The sequence below is a fragment of the Enterobacter sp. HSTU-ASh6 genome, from assembly GCF_026319105.1.
GTDB lineage: Bacteria > Pseudomonadota > Gammaproteobacteria > Enterobacterales > Enterobacteriaceae > Enterobacter > Enterobacter sichuanensis.
On sequence record NZ_WSPD01000036.1, the window covers coordinates 1 to 17156 of the forward strand.

The 17156-nt window shown below is 57.7% G+C and carries 16 protein-coding genes; 12 read left to right on the forward strand and 4 right to left on the reverse strand.

Translation table 11 applies throughout. The features are described 5' to 3' along the window. The coding region (locus tag GM298_RS22885; protein WP_266155381.1) for an FTR1 family protein at window positions 1–571 on the reverse strand (571 nt) is incomplete at its 3' end. A gap of 251 nt (window positions 572–822) precedes the next feature. On the opposite strand from GM298_RS22885, the gene GM298_RS22890 reads away from it, so the two are divergent. Further along, on the forward strand, window positions 823–2007 hold the full coding sequence (locus GM298_RS22890; protein WP_095441001.1) for a NupC/NupG family nucleoside CNT transporter: 1185 nt from the start codon (window positions 823–825) through the stop codon (window positions 2005–2007). Between the two features lie 71 nt (window positions 2008–2078). On the opposite strand, the gene GM298_RS22895 is transcribed toward GM298_RS22890, so the two are convergent. Further along, a complete protein-coding gene (locus GM298_RS22895) occupies window positions 2079–2498 on the reverse strand; it encodes a DUF3574 domain-containing protein (protein ID WP_025755870.1) in 420 nt (139 codons plus the stop codon). A 114-nt stretch (window positions 2499–2612) separates the two neighbouring features. After that, a complete protein-coding gene (gene putP / locus GM298_RS22900; RefSeq protein WP_045284624.1) occupies window positions 2613–4121 on the reverse strand; it encodes a sodium/proline symporter PutP in 1509 nt (502 codons plus the stop codon). A gap of 423 nt (window positions 4122–4544) precedes the next feature. Between putP and putA the strand changes: the two genes are divergently transcribed. Next, entirely contained in the window at window positions 4545–8507 is a 3963-nt protein-coding gene (putA, locus tag GM298_RS22905) for a trifunctional transcriptional regulator/proline dehydrogenase/L-glutamate gamma-semialdehyde dehydrogenase (RefSeq protein ID WP_262783522.1), read from the forward strand. Between the two features lie 51 nt (window positions 8508–8558). Next, entirely contained in the window at window positions 8559–8960 is a 402-nt protein-coding gene (locus GM298_RS22910; RefSeq protein ID WP_266155382.1) for a lysozyme inhibitor LprI family protein, read from the forward strand. 70 nt (window positions 8961–9030) lie between these two features. Here GM298_RS22910 and rutR read toward each other — a convergent pair whose 3' ends face one another. Continuing rightward, window positions 9031–9669: an HTH-type transcriptional regulator RutR gene (gene rutR / locus GM298_RS22915; RefSeq protein WP_025755874.1), complete on the reverse strand. Its 639-nt coding sequence runs from the start codon at window positions 9667–9669 to the stop codon at window positions 9031–9033. Window positions 9670–9961: 292 nt separating this feature from the next. On the opposite strand from rutR, the gene GM298_RS22920 reads away from it, so the two are divergent. The 9 genes from GM298_RS22920 to rutG all read left to right on the forward strand — a co-directional run bounded on the left by GM298_RS22920 (window position 9962) and on the right by rutG (window position 16948). Continuing rightward, window positions 9962–10273: a hypothetical protein gene (locus tag GM298_RS22920; RefSeq protein WP_095449517.1), complete on the forward strand. Its 312-nt coding sequence runs from the start codon at window positions 9962–9964 to the stop codon at window positions 10271–10273. Window positions 10274–10520: 247 nt separating this feature from the next. Continuing rightward, complete coding sequence (locus GM298_RS22925) at window positions 10521–11072, forward strand: hypothetical protein (protein ID WP_266155383.1); 552 nt, start codon at window positions 10521–10523, stop codon at window positions 11070–11072. A gap of 441 nt (window positions 11073–11513) precedes the next feature. Further along, window positions 11514–12605, forward strand: a complete 1092-nt coding sequence (rutA, locus tag GM298_RS22930) for a pyrimidine utilization protein A (protein ID WP_266155385.1) — start codon at window positions 11514–11516, stop codon at window positions 12603–12605. Next, window positions 12605–13294: a pyrimidine utilization protein B gene (gene rutB, locus GM298_RS22935; RefSeq protein WP_266155386.1), complete on the forward strand. Its 690-nt coding sequence runs from the start codon at window positions 12605–12607 to the stop codon at window positions 13292–13294. Before rutA ends, rutB begins: the two co-directional genes overlap by 1 nt. A gap of 11 nt (window positions 13295–13305) precedes the next feature. Continuing rightward, the gene (rutC, locus tag GM298_RS22940; RefSeq protein WP_025755881.1) at window positions 13306–13692 is read left to right on the forward strand and encodes a pyrimidine utilization protein C; all 387 of its coding nucleotides are present in this window, start codon (window positions 13306–13308) and stop codon (window positions 13690–13692) included. A gap of 7 nt (window positions 13693–13699) precedes the next feature. Beyond that, entirely contained in the window at window positions 13700–14500 is an 801-nt protein-coding gene (rutD, locus tag GM298_RS22945; RefSeq protein WP_047958240.1) for a pyrimidine utilization protein D, read from the forward strand. 9 nt (window positions 14501–14509) lie between these two features. After that, complete coding sequence (locus tag GM298_RS22950) at window positions 14510–15100, forward strand: malonic semialdehyde reductase (protein WP_045284632.1); 591 nt, start codon at window positions 14510–14512, stop codon at window positions 15098–15100. Between the two features lie 9 nt (window positions 15101–15109). Next, window positions 15110–15604, forward strand: coding sequence for an NADH-dependent FMN reductase RutF (gene rutF, locus GM298_RS22955; RefSeq protein ID WP_025755883.1), 495 nt, complete (start codon window positions 15110–15112; stop codon window positions 15602–15604). 21 nt (window positions 15605–15625) lie between these two features. Further along, complete coding sequence (gene rutG, locus GM298_RS22960) at window positions 15626–16948, forward strand: pyrimidine utilization transport protein G (RefSeq protein WP_088244156.1); 1323 nt, start codon at window positions 15626–15628, stop codon at window positions 16946–16948. Window positions 16949–17156: the final 208 nt, after the last annotated feature.

The following is a 17156-nucleotide window of genomic DNA, read 5'->3' on the forward strand; positions in this document are numbered from 1 at the left end:
CCAGCAGAATAAACAGGCTGGTCCACTTGAAGAAAGCGCCCAGGTTAAGGCGAATACCGCCCCAGTAGAGCAGGAAACCGAGCACCACGGCGGTGGCAAGCCCCAGCAAGGCGCCTACCGGTGGCCAGATCCCCACATCCTGCTGGAATGCCGCCAGCAGGAAGAAAACCGACTCCAGCCCTTCACGCGCGACGGCGAAAAAGACCATCATGATCAGCGCCCAGCCGTGGTTATTGCCCTTTTGCAGCGCGTTATCCACCGCCTGTTCCAGCTGCACCTTCACGTTACGCGAGACTTTACGCATCCAGAACACCATCCAGGTGAGGATCACCACCGCAATCACAGCGACGATACCTTCAAACAGCTCCTGCTCTTTCTGCGGGAACTCCCCGGTGGTTTCGTTAATAAGGATACCCAGACCCAGACAGAGCGCCGCGGCAAGGAAAACCCCGACCCACATCACGCCAATCCAGCGCCCACGCTGGGTTCGCTTCAGATAACTGGCGATGAGGCTAACGATGAGGGCAGCTTCGAGCCCTTCACGTAACATAATGAGAAATGGAACAAACATGCCGACACCTTAAATGTTTATCGCGGTCAACTGATGCAAAGAAAGGTAAATTCTTGTGATAGTGATTATCATTACCGCGAAAAGAAACACAAGCGAAATGTACGCTGTTTTGATGACGAGTTGTAAACGCAAAGCCTGATAATAATGACGTACGTAACGTTCAGGTTTATAAGTTATAACGAAAATGCCCATTTACGCTGATTCAGGGCTGTGGCTAAATATCCGCCTCGCAACCTAACTGAAAATAAACCATGTTTAAAATTGTCCATTTCCTGCTGGCGCTGGTGATTATTCTTGCGCTGGCCTGGCTTACGAGTTTTGACCGCCGAAAAATTCGCCTTCGTTTTGTTTTACAGCTGATTGTTATTGAAATTGCGCTGGCGTTCTTTTTCCTGCATGCCGAAAGCGGGTTATTCCTGATTAAATACGTCTCAGGATTTTTTGAGTCACTGCTCAAATTTGCCAGCGAAGGCACCAATTTCGTCTTTGGCGGAATGGGGGAAAAAGGGCTGGCGTTCATTTTCCTCGGCGTGCTTTGCCCGATTATTTTTATTTCCGCGCTGATTGGTATTCTTCAGCACTGGCGCATTCTGCCGATTTTTATTCGGGTGATTGGCACGCTGCTGTCCAAACTGAACGGTATGGGCAAGCTGGAATCCTTTAACGCGGTGAGTTCGCTGATCCTCGGTCAGTCTGAAAACTTCATTGCCTACAAAGGCGTGCTGGGCGATCTCTCTTCTCGTCGTCTGTTCACCATGGCGGCCACGGCCATGTCGACGGTCTCCCTGTCGATTGTCGGCGCCTATATGACCATGCTCGATGCCAAATATGTCGTCGCGGCACTGATTCTCAACATGTTCAGCACCTTTATTATTCTCTCGGTCATCAACCCGGCGCGCCCGGAAGCGGAGGCGGAGGTTAAGCTCGAAAAACTGCATGAATCCCAGAGTTTCTTCGAGATGCTCGGCGAATATATTCTGGCCGGTTTTAAAGTGGCGATGATTATTCTGGCTATGCTGATCGGCTTTATCGCCCTTATTAGCGCCGTTAACGCCCTCTTCTCCAGCGTATTTGGCATGAGCTTCCAGCAGATCCTGGGGTATGTATTTTATCCCCTGGCGTGGCTGGTGGGGATTCCGCTCAGTGACGCCTTAAACGCGGGCAGTATTATGGCAACTAAGCTGGTGGCGAATGAATTTGTGGCGATGATTGAGCTGCAAAAAATTGCGCATCAGATGTCCCCGCGCGGGCTGGGAATTTTATCCGTCTTCCTGGTGTCGTTTGCGAACTTTGCCTCCATCGGCATCGTGGCGGGCGCGATCAAGGGCCTGAACGAGCAGCAGGGGAACGTCGTATCGCGTTTCGGTCTGCGTCTGGTCTACGGCGCGACGCTGGTGAGTTTGCTGTCGGCGAGCTTTGCGGGGTTGGTGTTGTAATTTTTTGCCGGGTGACGCGCAGCGATCCCGGCCTACGATACAACAACGGCGGGTTATCCCGCCGTTTTTCATTAAAACTGTACGCACACCGGCTGGTCGACACGCATCACCGACTCCTGCGCAAAGCGGGACTTATATATCCCGCGTAACGCTTCGATGTTCTTCTCGCTCTGCGCATCGTTACCGTGGATCAGCATCAGCGCCTTGCTCGGTTCACGCGCCACTTTCCCGTCGTTCCCCAGCCACTGCCCCCGCGCGTCAAACACCGTTAAGCCATCGCGAAAACGCGGCGTCACGTCCTGGTCGACAAACTGCTGCCATTCGTTGCTGGTGATCTGCGCCCCGGCCGGACGATTCAGTCCAAAATAGAGCGTGGTTTGCTGCATCTGGTTATCCGCTTTGCAGGTTTCAACCGTAGCGTGCTGCGACGGTACGGTGCAGCCTGCCAGCAGCAATAATGCCCCTGCCATTAACCCTGTTTTGATTGTCATGTGTCGCTATCCTCATTGTTATAAGCACAGCGATATCAACGTAAATTGCAGAATTTAGCAAGAGAGGTTTATTCCCTCTCCCCGTTGGGGAGAGGGTTAAGGTGAGGGGGAGGATTATTCAGGCTGCAGCTTAGACGGCGGTGCAGAGTGGTAGTGCGCGTCTGCTTCGGCAAAACGTTTCTGCATGGAGGCAGACGGTGCTTTACCCAGCAGGCTGAAGACCACGATACCGATACTGCCGAAGATGAAGCCCGGGATGATTTCGTACAGCCCCAGCCACGCGAACTGTTTCCAGACGATAACGGTGACCGCACCGATAATCATCCCCGCCAGCGCGCCGTTACGGGTCATGCGTGACCACATAACGGAGAACAGCACCACCGGACCAAACGCCGCACCGAAGCCTGCCCACGCGTAGCTCACGAGGCCCAGCACGCGGTTTTCCGGGTTGGCCGCCAGCGCAATCGCCACCAGCGCCACCAGCAGCACCATAAAGCGCCCTACCCACACCAGCTCTTTCTGGCTCGCGCCTTTACGCAGGAAGGCTTTGTAGAGGTCTTCGGTGATGGCACTGGAGCAGACCAGCAGCTGACAGCTCAGGGTGGACATCACCGCCGCGAGAATGGCGGAGAGCAGAATACCGGCAATCCACGGGTTAAACAGAATCTGCGCCAGCTCGATAAACACGCGCTCGGCGTTCTGGTTCACCGCACCCGCCTGCGCCGGGTTATTGCTGAAGTACGCGATACCGAAGAAGCCTACCGCACACGCCCCGGCCAGGCAGAGGATCATCCACGTCATACTGATACGACGGGCATGAACGATGGTGTGGTGAGAGTCCGCGGCCATAAAGCGCGCCAGAATGTGTGGCTGACCGAAGTAGCCCAGACCCCAGCCCATCAGCGACACGATGGCGACAAAGTTCAGCCCTTTAAGCATATCGACGTTTTCAATGCTCTTCTGCTTGATCACTTCCAGCGATTCACCAAAGCCGCCGACGGTGAAAATCACAATCACCGGGGTCAGGATCAGCGCGAAAATCATCAGACTCGCCTGCACGGTGTCAGTCCAGCTAACGGCGAGGAAGCCGCCCACGAAGGTGTACAGGATAGTGGCGGCAGCACCGGCCCACAGGGCGGTTTCGTAGCTCATGCCGAAGGTGCTTTCGAAGAGGCGCGCACCGGCCACAATGCCGGAGGCACAATAGATGGTAAAGAACAGCAGAATAACGACAGCAGAGATAATGCGCAGGATGCGGCTGTTATCTTCAAAGCGTCCGGTGAAGTAATCCGGCAGCGTCAGGGCGTTATTGTTGGCTTCGGTATGCACGCGCAGACGGCCTGCCACCAGCTTCCAGTTGATCCATGCGCCCACGGTCAGACCGATGGCGATCCAGCTTTCGGAGATACCGGAGATGAAAATCGCCCCCGGCAGACCCATCAGCAGCCAGCCGCTCATGTCCGATGCACCCGCCGAGAGTGCGGTCACCATCGGGCCTAAACTGCGTCCGCCCAGAATGTAGTCGTCAAAGTTTTTCGTTGAACGCCATGCCAAAAACCCTATCAGGATCATGCCAAAAATATAAACGAGAAATGTCACCAGCATCGGTGTGCTAATTGCCATTCAAATTCTCCAAAAGTGTCGAGCGACAACCATCCAGGTTGCCTTGTTATATGATCACCGGAACGAGGTGATGGTATCTTGTGTTTCGGTTGGGCGCGCTATCCTGCCGTATGCGCCTCCCGCTGACAAACGATTTAACACTGCATTTACATCAATTTCATCCCCGGTTTGATACGAGTTTCCTATAGGTTGCACTCGCTCACGCTTTTATGGGTTGCACCTTTGAAAAGTGTTAACTCCCGCATAAAACCAGGCTTCCCGTCACGGGTCTGGTGCGTTTTTTCAGCTAACCATTCATTAACAATCCATTCATTTTCTGGGTTGCAGACCAGGTCACATTTAACACGGTTGCACAAAGTTGCAACATGGTGGATATTTCACGCTAACGACCAAACACGATGAAAGAACAACAGGAGCTTTGGCATGGGTATGACCACCATGGGGGTTAAGCTGGATGACGCTACCCGCGAACGGATTAAGACCGCAGCAACCCGCATTGACCGCACGCCGCACTGGTTAATTAAGCAGGCGATTTTTAACTACCTCGAAAGACTCGAGAGCGACGAGGGCCTGCCGGAGCTGCCTGCCCTGCTCGCCGGTGCCGCCAATGAAAGCGAGGAAGCACCGGTCACGGGCGACGAAACTCACCAGCCGTTCCTCGAATTCGCCGAGCAGATCCTGCCGCAGTCCGTCAGCCGCGCCGCCATTACCGCCGCATACCGTCGCGCCGAAACCGACGCGGTACCAATGCTGCTGGAGCAGGCCCGTCTGCCGGAGGAGATTGCCGCCCGGGCGCACAGCCTGGCGTATCAGCTGGCAGACAAACTGCGTAACCAGAAAACCGCCACCGGCCGCGCCGGGATGGTACAGGGTCTGCTGCAGGAGTTCTCCCTCTCTTCACAGGAAGGTGTGGCGCTGATGTGTCTGGCGGAAGCGCTGTTGCGTATTCCGGATAAAGCCACCCGCGACGCGCTGATCCGCGACAAGATCAGCAACGGTAACTGGCATTCGCACATTGGCCGCAGCCCGTCGCTGTTCGTTAACGCCGCGACCTGGGGCCTGCTGTTTACCGGTAAACTGGTCTCGACCCATAACGAAGCCAACCTCTCCCGCTCCCTGAACCGCATTATCGGTAAGAGCGGCGAGCCGCTGATCCGCAAAGGCGTGGACATGGCGATGCGCCTGATGGGCGAGCAGTTTGTGACCGGCGAAACCATTGCCGAAGCGCTGGCGAATGCCCGCAAACTGGAAGATAAAGGTTTCCGTTACTCCTATGACATGCTGGGCGAAGCCGCCCTGACCGCCGCCGACGCGCAGGCCTACATGGTTTCGTATCAGCAGGCAATCCACGCCATCGGCAAGGCCTCTAACGGCCGTGGTATTTATGAAGGCCCGGGCATCTCAATTAAGCTCTCCGCCCTGCACCCGCGCTACAGCCGCGCGCAGTACGACCGGGTAATGGAAGAGCTCTATCCGCGCCTGAAGTCCCTGACCCTGCTGGCGCGCCAGTATGATATCGGGATCAACATCGACGCCGAAGAGGCCGACCGTCTGGAGATCTCCCTCGATCTGCTGGAAAAACTGTGCTTCGAGCCGGAGCTGGCGGGCTGGAACGGCATTGGTTTCGTTATCCAGGCCTACCAGAAGCGCTGCCCGTTCGTCATTGATTACCTGATTGACCTCGCCAGCCGCAGCCGTCGCCGCCTGATGATCCGTCTGGTGAAAGGCGCCTACTGGGACAGCGAAATCAAACGCGCGCAGATGGAAGGGCTGGAAGGCTATCCGGTGTATACCCGCAAGGTCTACACCGATGTCTCTTACCTCGCCTGTGCGAAAAAGCTGCTTGGCGTGCCGAACCTGATCTATCCGCAGTTCGCCACCCACAACGCCCACACCCTGGCGGCGATTTACAGCCTGGCCGGGCAGAACTACTATCCGGGCCAGTACGAGTTCCAGTGCCTGCACGGCATGGGTGAACCGCTGTACGAACAGGTGACCGGGAAAGTGGCGGACGGCAAGCTCAACCGCCCATGCCGTATTTACGCCCCGGTGGGCACCCACGAAACCCTGCTGGCGTACCTGGTGCGTCGTCTGCTGGAAAACGGTGCGAACACCTCCTTCGTAAACCGTATCGCCGACACCACGCTGCCGCTGGACGAGCTGGTGGCCGATCCGGTACTGGCTGTTGAGAAGATGGCGGCTCAGGAAGGTCAGATTGGCCTGCCGCATCCGAAGATTGCCCTGCCGCGCGAGCTGTACGGCAAAGGCCGCGTTAACTCGGCGGGTCTGGATCTCGCCAACGAACACCGACTGGCCTCCCTCTCCTCTGCCCTGCTCAACAGCGCGCTGCAGAAATGGCAGGCCAAACCGATGCTGGAGCAGCCGGTTGTTGACGGTGAAATGCAGCCGGTGATCAACCCGGCGGAGCCAAAAGATATCGTCGGCTACGTGCGTGAAGCCACCGACGCGGAAGTGGAGCAGGCGCTGGAGAGCGCGGTGAACAACGCCCCTATCTGGTTCGCCACCCCGCCGCAGGAGCGCGCCGCCATTCTGGAACGCGCGGCGGTGCTGATGGAAGATCAGATGCAACAGCTTATCGGCATTCTGGTGCGCGAAGCGGGGAAAACCTTCAGCAACGCCATTGCCGAAGTGCGCGAGGCGGTCGACTTCCTGCATTATTACGCAGGCCAGGTGCGCGATGATTTCGATAACGAAACCCACCGTCCGCTGGGTCCAGTCGTCTGTATCAGCCCGTGGAACTTCCCGCTGGCAATCTTCACCGGCCAGATTGCCGCCGCCCTGGCCGCAGGCAACAGCGTGCTGGCCAAACCGGCAGAGCAAACCCCGCTGATTGCCGCGCAGGGTATCAACATCCTGCTGGAAGCCGGCGTGCCGGCGGGCGTGGTTCAGTTGCTGCCAGGACGTGGTGAAACGGTAGGCGCCAGACTGACCGCCGATAACCGCGTGCGCGGCGTGATGTTCACCGGTTCAACCGAAGTGGCCTCCCTGCTGCAGCGCAATATTGCCACCCGTCTGGATGCGCAGGGTCGTCCGACTCCGCTCATCGCCGAAACCGGCGGGATGAACGCCATGATCGTCGACTCCTCCGCGCTCACCGAGCAGGTGGTGGTTGACGTGCTGGCCTCCGCCTTTGACAGCGCTGGTCAGCGCTGCTCCGCCCTGCGCGTGCTGTGCCTGCAGGATGACGTGGCCGACCACACGCTGAAGATGCTGCGCGGCGCGATGGCCGAATGCCGCATGGGCAACCCGGGCCGTCTCACCACCGACATCGGGCCGGTGATCGACGCGGAAGCGAAAGCCAATATCGAAAACCATATTCAGGCGATGCGCGCGAAAGGCCGTCCGGTGTTCCAGGCCGTGCGTGAAACCAGTGAAGATGCCCGCGAATGGCGTACCGGCACCTTTGTGCCGCCAACGCTGATTGAGCTGGCAAGCTTCGACGAGCTGAAAAAAGAGGTCTTCGGTCCGGTACTGCACGTAGTGCGCTACAACCGCAATAACCTCAACGCGCTGATTGAGCAGATCAACGCCTCCGGCTATGGCCTGACGCTCGGGGTGCATACCCGTATCGACGAGACCATCGCGCAGGTCACCGGTAACGCCAAAGTGGGTAACCTGTATGTTAACCGCAACATGGTCGGCGCGGTCGTGGGCGTGCAGCCGTTCGGCGGCGAAGGCCTCTCCGGCACCGGTCCGAAAGCGGGCGGCCCGCTCTACCTGTACCGTCTGCTGGCGAACCGTCCGGAGAACGCGCTGGGCGTAACGCTGGCGCGTCAGGACGCGGACTATCCGGTAGACGCGCAGCTGAAAACCGTGCTGACGCAGCCGCTGGAAGCCCTCATCACATGGGCGGAAAAACGTCCTGAACTGCGTGCCCTCGCACAGCAGTACGGCGAGCTGGCACAGGCCGGTACGCAGCGTCTGCTGCCAGGGCCAACCGGCGAGCGCAACACCTGGACGCTGATGCCGCGCGAGCGCGTGCTGTGCGTGGCGGATAACGAGCAGGACGCGCTGGTGCAGTTGGCCGCAGCGATGGCAACCGGTTGTGAAGTGCTGTGGCCGGAAGATGCGCTGCACCGCGACCTGGCAAAACAGCTGCCGAAAGCGGTCTCGTCGCGCATTCACTTCGCGAAGGCCGATGCGCTGCTGACGCAGCCGTTTGACGCAGTGATTTATCACGGTGATTCTGACCAGCTGCGCGAACTGTGCGAGCAGGTGGCGGCCCGCAGCGGGGCGATTGTTTCGGTGCAGGGCTTCGCGCGCGGGGAAACCAACCTGCTGCTGGAGCGTCTGTATGTGGAACGTTCGCTTAGCGTCAATACCGCGGCGGCAGGCGGTAACGCCAGCCTGATGACAATCGGCTAACGCTGTGCTAATAAGGCTCCGGAGACGGAGCCTTATTTAATTGGGGAGTGTATGAAACGATTTCTTATCGCAGGTGCAGCACTGCTGCTGAGCGCCAGCGCGCTGGCCGACGAGTGCGACAAAGCGACCACCCAGCTTGAACTGAATACCTGTAGCGCGCAGCAGTATCAGGCTGCCGATAAAAAGCTCAACCAGACGTATCAGGCGGCCATCAAGCGCGCGGCAGCCCCTCAGCGCGACCTGCTGAAAAAAGCGCAGCAGGCCTGGATTGCCCTGCGCGATGCGGACTGTACGTTTATCGGTTCGGGTACGGAAGGCGGCAGCATTCAGCCGATGATTGTTAATCAGTGCCTGGCGGAGAAAACCGCGGAGCGTGAAGCGTTTCTGGCCTCGCTGATGCAGTGTGAAGAGGGCGACTTAAGCTGTCCCCTCCCCCCGACCCTCTCCCCATAGGGGCGAGGGAGAAAAGACAGCACAGAACAGTCCCCTCTCTCCTTTGGGGAGAGGGTTAGGGTGAGGGGAACTAACGCACGCGGATCCCTTCGATAATCATCCGCTGCACGTTTTCCAGGGTGCTGTGGAAAAACGCTTCATCCTGAAGCGTTTTTCCGGTCACCGCCTCAACCTGGGCCGCAAAGTCAGCGTAATGCTGGGTTGAAGCCCAAATCATAAAGATCAGATGATGCGGGTCGACGGGTGCCAGCTTTCCGCTGGCCACCCATCCGGCAATAATGGCCGACTTGTCGTCAACCAGCTGTTTTAAATCCCCCGTCAGCTCCGCCTGCAGCAGCGGTGCGCCCTGCAGCATCTCCAGACAGAACAGCCTTGAGGCCTGCGGGTAATCGCGCGAGACCTCCAGCTTCAGGCGAATGTACTCTTTGATTGCCACCAGCGGGGCTAACTCTTCGCGGAACGCTTTCAGCGGCGCCAGCCAGATGTCGAGGATCTGCTGCATCACCGCGACATACAGCGCCTCTTTCGACGGGTAATAGTAGAGCAGATTGGTTTTGGACACCCCGGCCTGCTCCGCCACCTGCTCCAGGCGCGTGCCGTGAATACCAAACTGTGAAAAAGTCTCCAGCGCCGCGCTGAGGATCGCCTGCTTCTTGGCACTCACGGCCTGCGAACGTTTACCTGGTGTTTTCACTGCGCCTTGTGTCATTCCCGCTCTCCTTATTGGTTTGCCATAGCATAGCAAAAGCCCTGCTTTCTCTCGACATTTTGGGGTACAGAGTCTGTGCAAAATCGACAAGGAAAAGCTATTGTGAGAGGCCAATGCGAATGCGACTAACCGTTCTTTATAGCGGGTTCCTCGGCCCTTTAGACGGTCCGCTTTGTGCCAGAAGCGGGCGTTGCTAACATCAATTCAGAAGTTCACCATAGAAGAAGTTGTGAATAATTTGATTGGCTTATAGTGGTAAACCACGCCAACATATCATCATGGAGGCTGTTTAATGAGTTGCGATCGGTGCCTGGATTTATGTGTTAAATACGTTATCCGCCAACCTGAACAATTACGTAAAGCAATCCGTATTGCAAAGAATGCGCTCAGCGAAGGGGTTCTGGCCGAAATTGATGCAACGGATGACTGGAATCAATACAGCTTTCAAGAGTGTGCTGAAAAGATGATATGGGGCGATATCGTCGATTACCATTTTGTTTGTAGGCACTGTGAAACTAAGTTTGTATTAGGTGCTGAAACTTACCATGGCAGCGGTGGGTATTGGTCGCCCGAGAATGAAAAACCATCGGAAATAATTGACTAATTTCCACTCCTCGCTCAAAGCAGTAATTCTTTTCCCGGAGGCGCCAGAGGCGCCCCCTAATTTTAAAAAATTAACTTAAGTCTTTATTTCCGACTCACCACGACTCATCGGCAGCCTTTTTACTCATTTTTCTTTACCCTGCACCACATTGTGCATACAACTGTCACCGTCCAGTTCTGCTGGAGTTAATATTATTGGACTGGTAGAGTGATGCCGTTACACATAATGATTAAAAAGGATTTAATTTATGTCAAAAAAAACAAAAACGTTGGCTGCCGTCCCCTTCTTCCTCATATCTATTGCAATGACAGGATGCATACAACGCGAGGTTGTCGTTAATCATGTGCAGGATGTCACCTCTGGAGACCGGGCTGAAGTGAGAATTGTTGGTTTTACCAGCGATACTATGATGTGGGGGGATTTTGATTGTAATCAGCCATATAAGATGCCTCCAAAAGGATACTACCCTCACGTAAGAACAACTTTCGAAAGTAGCCCCGTATATATCGATAAGGGCTTTAAAAAATCAAAATTGCCAGATGGCGTATACCCTCTTGACCGCGCAGAATATTATGTTCGAGCGGGGAAATTATTAGGCGTATGGCCTTCAAACCATCTTAGCGATGGTAGACTTTGTACTAAAGACTTTGTTATCCGGCCTGAAAAAGACAAATTATATGAATTCAGGAACCGGAATGACGACAACATGTGTTATTTTGAGTTATATGAGATAAATAAATCAACTGGGGCAGCAACCAGGATGAAAATGACAAGCTATAGAGATATGTGTCCTAAATAATTATCTTAGAAGCGCCCCACTGAATAATGGAAGCTTGATAGTCATCGGTGAGGCGCGTCAGTGTCCTTTTGCACATTTGCCCCTGTGTTTCCCAAACGGAAATGCAGCATTTGAAAAGAGTAAAGAAATTTGCGAATGGAGCACCACTATCTTTGTTGTCTGATGATGGGTTGTTCCGCACCAGGATCGTTGTCGCATTACCCTCACCTCCCCTGCACCGTCATCGCGCACCGTTGCCTGCTTTGCGTGCATTACTTTTGACCATTTAGTCCACTTTATTTGATTTCAATTCACCAACCTCTGATTAACACATTAATAACAAAGCCTTTTTAAAAACTGGCATCCCCTTTGCAGAACCCTTTTCACGAGGCTTAACAGGATATGCAGGATGCAGCGCCACGTCTGACTTTCACCCCACACTGAGATGAAGAGAGGTTCGTGATGAAAATTGGCGTATTTGTACCGATCGGCAACAACGGCTGGCTTATCTCGACCACCGCACCGCAATACATGCCTACCTTCGAGCTGAATAAAGCCATCGTGCAAAAAGCGGAGCACTACCATTTCGACTTTGCGCTCTCGATGATCAAGCTGCGCGGCTTTGGTGGCAAAACCGAATTCTGGGATCACAACCTGGAGTCTTTCACCCTGATGGCCGGGCTGGCCGCGGTCACCTCGCGGATTCAGATTTACGCGACCGCCGCCACGCTCACCCTGCCTCCGGCCATCGTGGTGCGCATGGCCTCGACCATCGACTCCATCTCCGGCGGGCGCTTTGGCGTCAACCTGGTCACCGGCTGGCAAAAGCCGGAGTACGAGCAGATGGGGCTGTGGCCGGGTGACGATTACTTCTCTCGTCGCTACGACTACCTCACCGAATACGTGCAGGTGCTGCGCGACCTGTGGGGTACCGGCAAAAGCGATTTCAAAGGGGATTTCTTCACCATGAACGACTGCCGCGTCAGCCCGCAGCCGTCGGTTCCCATGAAGGTGATTTGTGCCGGGCAGAGCGACGCGGGAATGGCATTCTCGGCGAAATATGCCGACTTCAACTTCTGCTTCGGTAAAGGCGTCAACACGCCAGCCGCCTTCGCCCCGACCGCCGCGCGGATGAAAGAGGCCGCCGACAAAACCGGGCGCGACGTGGGCTCGTATGTGCTGTTTATGGTCATCGCCGACGAAACCGACGACGCCGCCCGCGCGAAATGGGAGCGCTATAAAGACGGCGCCGACGAGGAGGCCCTGAGCTGGCTCACCGAACAGAGCCAGAAAGATACCCGCTCCGGGGCGGATACCAACGTGCGCCAGATGGCCGACCCGACTTCCGCTGTCAACATCAACATGGGCACGCTGGTCGGCTCGTACGCCAGCGTCGCCAGAATGCTTGACGAAGTGGCGGCCGTTCCCGGCGCGGAAGGCGTCCTGCTCACCTTCGATGATTTCCTTACTGGCGTGGAAACCTTCGGCGAGCGCATCCAGCCGCTGATGCAATGCCGCGCCCATATCCCTGCCGTCACGAAGGAGGTGGCGTAATGACGACTCTGAACGCACGCCCGGAAGCCATTACCTTTGCGCCTGAGCAGAGCGCGCTGATTGTCGTGGATATGCAAAACGCCTACGCCAGCCCCGGCGGGTATCTGGACCTGGCGGGGTTCGACGTCTCGGCGACGCAACCGGTGATCGAGAATATCAAAACCGCCGTAGCTGCCGCACGCGCCACCGGTATGCTCATTGTCTGGTTCCAGAACGGCTGGGACGACCAGTACGTTGAGGCCGGCGGCCCCGGTTCACCGAACTTTCACAAATCGAACGCCCTGAAAACCATGCGCAAGCGGCCCGAGCTGCAGGGCAAACTGCTGGCGAAAGGCGGCTGGGATTATCAGCTGGTGGATGAACTGGTCCCGCAGGAAGGCGATATTGTGCTGCCCAAACCGCGCTACAGCGGCTTTTTCAACACCCCGCTCGACAGCCTGCTGCGCAGCCGGGGGATACGCCATCTGGTGTTCACCGGCATCGCCACCAACGTCTGCGTGGAGTCCACCCTCCGCGACGGCTTCTTCCTGGAATATTTCGGCGTGGTGCTGGAAGACGCGACCCATCAGGCCGGGCCGGAATTCGCCCAGAAAGCGGCCCTGTTCAATATCGAAACCTTTTTTGGCTGGGTCAGTAACGTCGCGGAGTTCTGCGACGCCCTGAATCCTCCACTCGCCCGTATCGCCTGAGGAGAAAAACGATGCCGAAATCCGTGATTATTCCGCCGGGCACCAGCACGCCCATCGCCCCGTTTGTGCCCGGCACGCTCGCCGACGGCGTGGTGTACGTCTCCGGCACGCTACCGTTTGATAAAGACAACAACGTGGTGTTTATCAACGACCCAAAGGCGCAAACCCGCCACGTGCTGGAAACCATCAAAAAGGTGATCGAAACAGCGGGTGGCACGATGGAGGATGTGACCTTCAACAGCATCTTTATCACCGACTGGAAAAACTACGCCGCGATTAACGAAATCTACGCGGAGTTCTTCCCCGGCGATAAACCGGCCCGGTTCTGCATTCAGTGCGGGCTGGTGAAGCCGGAGGCGCTGGTTGAGATCGCCACCGTTGCCCACATCGCGAAGTGAGGCGGCCATGAAACTCTCCGTCTCACCGCCTCCGTATGAGGGGGCACCCGCGGTGGTCCTGATTGCCGGTCTCGGCGGCAGCGGCAGCTACTGGCTGCCCCAGCTCGCCGCGCTGGAGCAGGAGTACCAGGTGGTCTGTTATGACCAGCGCGGAACGGGCAATAACCCCGATACTCTGCCGGAAGGGTACAGCCTTGCGCAGATGGCGGACGAACTGGCCCGGGCGCTGGCGGAGGCCGGGATTGCCCGCTACAGCGTCGTCGGCCATGCGCTCGGGGCGCTGGTCGGCCTCCAGCTGGCGCTGGATCATCCCGACGCCCTCACCGCGCTGGTGTGCGTGAACGGCTGGTTAACCCTTAACGCGCACACCCGCCGCTGCTTTCAGATCCGCGAGCGCCTGCTGCATTCCGGCGGCCCGCAGGCATGGGTAGAGGCGCAGCCGCTGTTTCTCTACCCGGCAGACTGGATGGCGGCCCGCGCCCCTCGTCTGGAGGCGGAAGAGGCGCTGGCGCTGGCCCATTTCCAGGGAAAAACCAACCTGCTGCACCGGCTCAGCGCCCTGAAGAAAGCCGACTTCAGCCGCCATGCCGCGCGCATTCGCTGCCCGGTACATCTTATCTGCTCCAGCGACGACATGCTGGTGCCTTCTGTCTGCTCCGCTGAACTGCAGGCGGCAATCCCCGGCAGTCAGAAAGTGGTGATGCGCCAGGGTGGACATGCCTGCAACGTCACCGAGCCGGACACCTTTAACACGCTGCTGCTGAACGGGCTTGCCAGCCTGCTGCACAGCCATGAACCCGCGTTATAAGGAGCTGTAATGAGCGAAGCCATTAATCCCACTGCGCTGGAGACGCTGTTTACCGCCGCGCGCACCCATAACGGCTGGCTGGATATGCCGGTCAGCGACCAGGTCCTGCGCGAGATCTACGACCTGATGAAATGGGGCCCTACGTCTGCCAACTGCTCTCCGGCGCGGATAGTCTTTGTGCGAAGCGCAGAGGGAAAAGAGAAGCTGCGCCCGGCGCTCTCCAGCGGCAACCTGGAGAAAACGCTCGCGGCGCCGGTTACGGCCATCGTGGCCTGGGACAGTGAATTCTACGAGCGCCTGCCCGAACTGTTCCCGCACGGTGATGCCAGAAGCTGGTTTACCACCAGCCCCGCCCTTGCGGAAGAGACGGCGTTTCGCAACAGCTCCATGCAGGCCGCTTACCTGATTTTCGCCTGCCGCGCCCTGGGGCTGGATACCGGCCCGATGTCGGGCTTTGACCGACAAAAAGTCGACGACGCCTTTTTCACCGGCACCACGCTTAAAAGCAACCTGCTGATCAACATTGGCTATGGCGACCCGGGCAAACTTTACGGACGCCTGCCGCGTCTGGACTTCGACGATGCCTGCGGGCTGGCGTAAGGAGCGAACATGACAGCACCGGATAAACAGACCTTTCGCGACGCTATGGCCTGCGTTGGCGCGGCGGTCAATATCATCACCACTGACGGCCCGGCGGGGAGAGCAGGCTTCACCGCCAGCGCGGTATGCAGCGTCACGGATTCACCGCCCACCCTGCTGGTGTGCCTGAACCGCGGCGCGTCCGTCTGGCCCACGTTTAGCGAAAACCGCACCCTGTGCGTGAATACCCTGAGCGCCGGGCAGGAGCCGTTATCCAATCTGTTTGGCGGCAAAACGCCGATGGAAGAACGCTTTGCCGCCGCCCGCTGGCAGAGGGGCGACACGGGCTGCCCGCGGCTGGAGGATGCGCTGGCCTCCTTTGACTGCCGCATCAGCCAGGTGGTGAGCGTCGGCACCCATGACATTCTGTTCTGCGACATCGTTTCGATTATCCGCCACCCGGCGCCGCAAGGGCTGGTGTGGTTTGACCGCGGCTACCACGCGCTGATGCGACCCGCCTGCTGAGGCGCTTTAAGGAGACAGACCATGTTCGGATTTCCCCACTGGCAGTTGAAATCGACCTCCACAGACGCCGGCGTGGTCGCGCCGGATGAACGGCTCCCGCTCGGGCAAACCCTGGTGATGGGCGTGCAGCACGCGGTTGCCATGTTTGGCGCCACGGTGCTGATGCCGATGCTGATGGGGCTGGATCCCAACCTCTCGATCCTGATGTCGGGTATCGGTACGCTGTTGTTCTTTTTTGTCACCGGCGGGCGCGTGCCCAGCTATCTGGGTTCCAGCGCTGCCTTTGTGGGGGTGGTCATCGCCACCACCGGGTTTAACGGCCAGGGGATCAACCCTAACCTGAGCGTGGCCCTGGGGGGCATCATCGCCTGCGGTCTGGTGTACACCCTGATTGGTCTGGTGGTGATGAAGATCGGTACGCGCTGGATCGAACGCATGATGCCCCCCGTCGTGACCGGCGCAGTGGTGATGGCGATCGGCCTGAATCTCGCGCCGATTGCGGTCAGGAGCGTCTCCGCCTCGCCGTTTGAAAGCTGGATGGCGGTGATCACCGTGCTGTGTATTGGCCTGGTGGCGGTATTTACCCGCGGTATGGTCCAGCGCCTGCTGATATTGGTCGGGCTGATTGTGGCCTGTCTTTTCTACGCTCTGCTGGCAAATGTCTTTGGTCTTGGCAAGCCTGTCGACTTCACATTGCTCCATCAGGCCGCCTGGTTCGGTCTGCCGCAAATCACATCACCCGCCTTCAACAGCCAGGCGATGATGCTTATCGCCCCCGTGGCGGTGATCCTGGTGGCAGAGAACCTGGGTCATCTCAAGGCCGTGGCGGGCATGACCGGACGCAGTATGGATCCGTATATGGGCCGTGCGTTCGTCGGCGACGGGCTGGCAACCCTGCTCTCCGGTTCCGTGGGCGGCAGCGGCGTCACCACCTATGCCGAAAATATCGGCGTGATGGCGGTAACCAAAGTCTACTCGACGCTGGTGTTCGTGGCGGCGGCAGTAATGGCGATACTGCTTGGCTTCTCACCGAAATTCGGCGCGCTGATCCACACCATTCCGTCACCGGTTATCGGCGGAGCATCGATTGTGGTCTTCGGGCTGATCGCCGTGGCGGGAGCACGCATCTGGGTGCAGCATCGCGTCGATCTCAGTCAGAACAGCAACCTGATTATGGTGGCCGTCACGCTGGTGCTGGGCGCCGGGGATTTCGCCCTGACGCTTGGCGGATTCACAATTGGCGGGATTGGTACGGCGACCTTTGGCGCCATTCTGCTTAACGCCCTGCTGAGCCGGCGGGAAGCAGCCGCGCCGCAGGGCGAGGTGGTGCATCAGGATTCGTGATACGTCTCCCCTCACCCTAACCCTCTCCCCGAAGGGGCGAGGGGACTGGCTGGTGCGGTCTGTAAGACCAGCACAGGTCTGCATTTCTCCCTCTCCCCTCCGGGGTGTACGGTCCGGGGACATAGTGAACACTTGTTCGGGGACATGGTAGACACTTACAACTAAGGCATAAGAACCCGTTTATGGAGTCGCTTATGCCCTGGGATGC

What these genes read in the sequence shown, in the direction of transcription:
- GM298_RS22890 (WP_095441001.1), top strand. Translation starts at nt 823, where the DNA reads ATGTTTAAAATTGTCCATTTCCTGCTGGCGCTGGTGATTATTCTTGCG.
- GM298_RS22895 (WP_025755870.1), bottom strand. Translation starts at nt 2,498, where the DNA reads ATGACAATCAAAACAGGGTTAATGGCAGGGGCATTATTGCTGCTGGCA.
- putP (WP_045284624.1), bottom strand. Translation starts at nt 4,121, where the DNA reads ATGGCAATTAGCACACCGATGCTGGTGACATTTCTCGTTTATATTTTT.
- putA (WP_262783522.1), top strand. Translation starts at nt 4,545, where the DNA reads ATGGGTATGACCACCATGGGGGTTAAGCTGGATGACGCTACCCGCGAA.
- GM298_RS22910 (WP_266155382.1), top strand. Translation starts at nt 8,559, where the DNA reads ATGAAACGATTTCTTATCGCAGGTGCAGCACTGCTGCTGAGCGCCAGC.
- rutR (WP_025755874.1), bottom strand. Translation starts at nt 9,669, where the DNA reads ATGACACAAGGCGCAGTGAAAACACCAGGTAAACGTTCGCAGGCCGTG.
- GM298_RS22920 (WP_095449517.1), top strand. Translation starts at nt 9,962, where the DNA reads ATGAGTTGCGATCGGTGCCTGGATTTATGTGTTAAATACGTTATCCGC.
- GM298_RS22925 (WP_266155383.1), top strand. Translation starts at nt 10,521, where the DNA reads ATGTCAAAAAAAACAAAAACGTTGGCTGCCGTCCCCTTCTTCCTCATA.
- rutA (WP_266155385.1), top strand. Translation starts at nt 11,514, where the DNA reads ATGAAAATTGGCGTATTTGTACCGATCGGCAACAACGGCTGGCTTATC.
- rutB (WP_266155386.1), top strand. Translation starts at nt 12,605, where the DNA reads ATGACGACTCTGAACGCACGCCCGGAAGCCATTACCTTTGCGCCTGAG.
- rutC (WP_025755881.1), top strand. Translation starts at nt 13,306, where the DNA reads ATGCCGAAATCCGTGATTATTCCGCCGGGCACCAGCACGCCCATCGCC.
- rutD (WP_047958240.1), top strand. Translation starts at nt 13,700, where the DNA reads ATGAAACTCTCCGTCTCACCGCCTCCGTATGAGGGGGCACCCGCGGTG.
- GM298_RS22950 (WP_045284632.1), top strand. Translation starts at nt 14,510, where the DNA reads ATGAGCGAAGCCATTAATCCCACTGCGCTGGAGACGCTGTTTACCGCC.
- rutF (WP_025755883.1), top strand. Translation starts at nt 15,110, where the DNA reads ATGACAGCACCGGATAAACAGACCTTTCGCGACGCTATGGCCTGCGTT.
- rutG (WP_088244156.1), top strand. Translation starts at nt 15,626, where the DNA reads ATGTTCGGATTTCCCCACTGGCAGTTGAAATCGACCTCCACAGACGCC.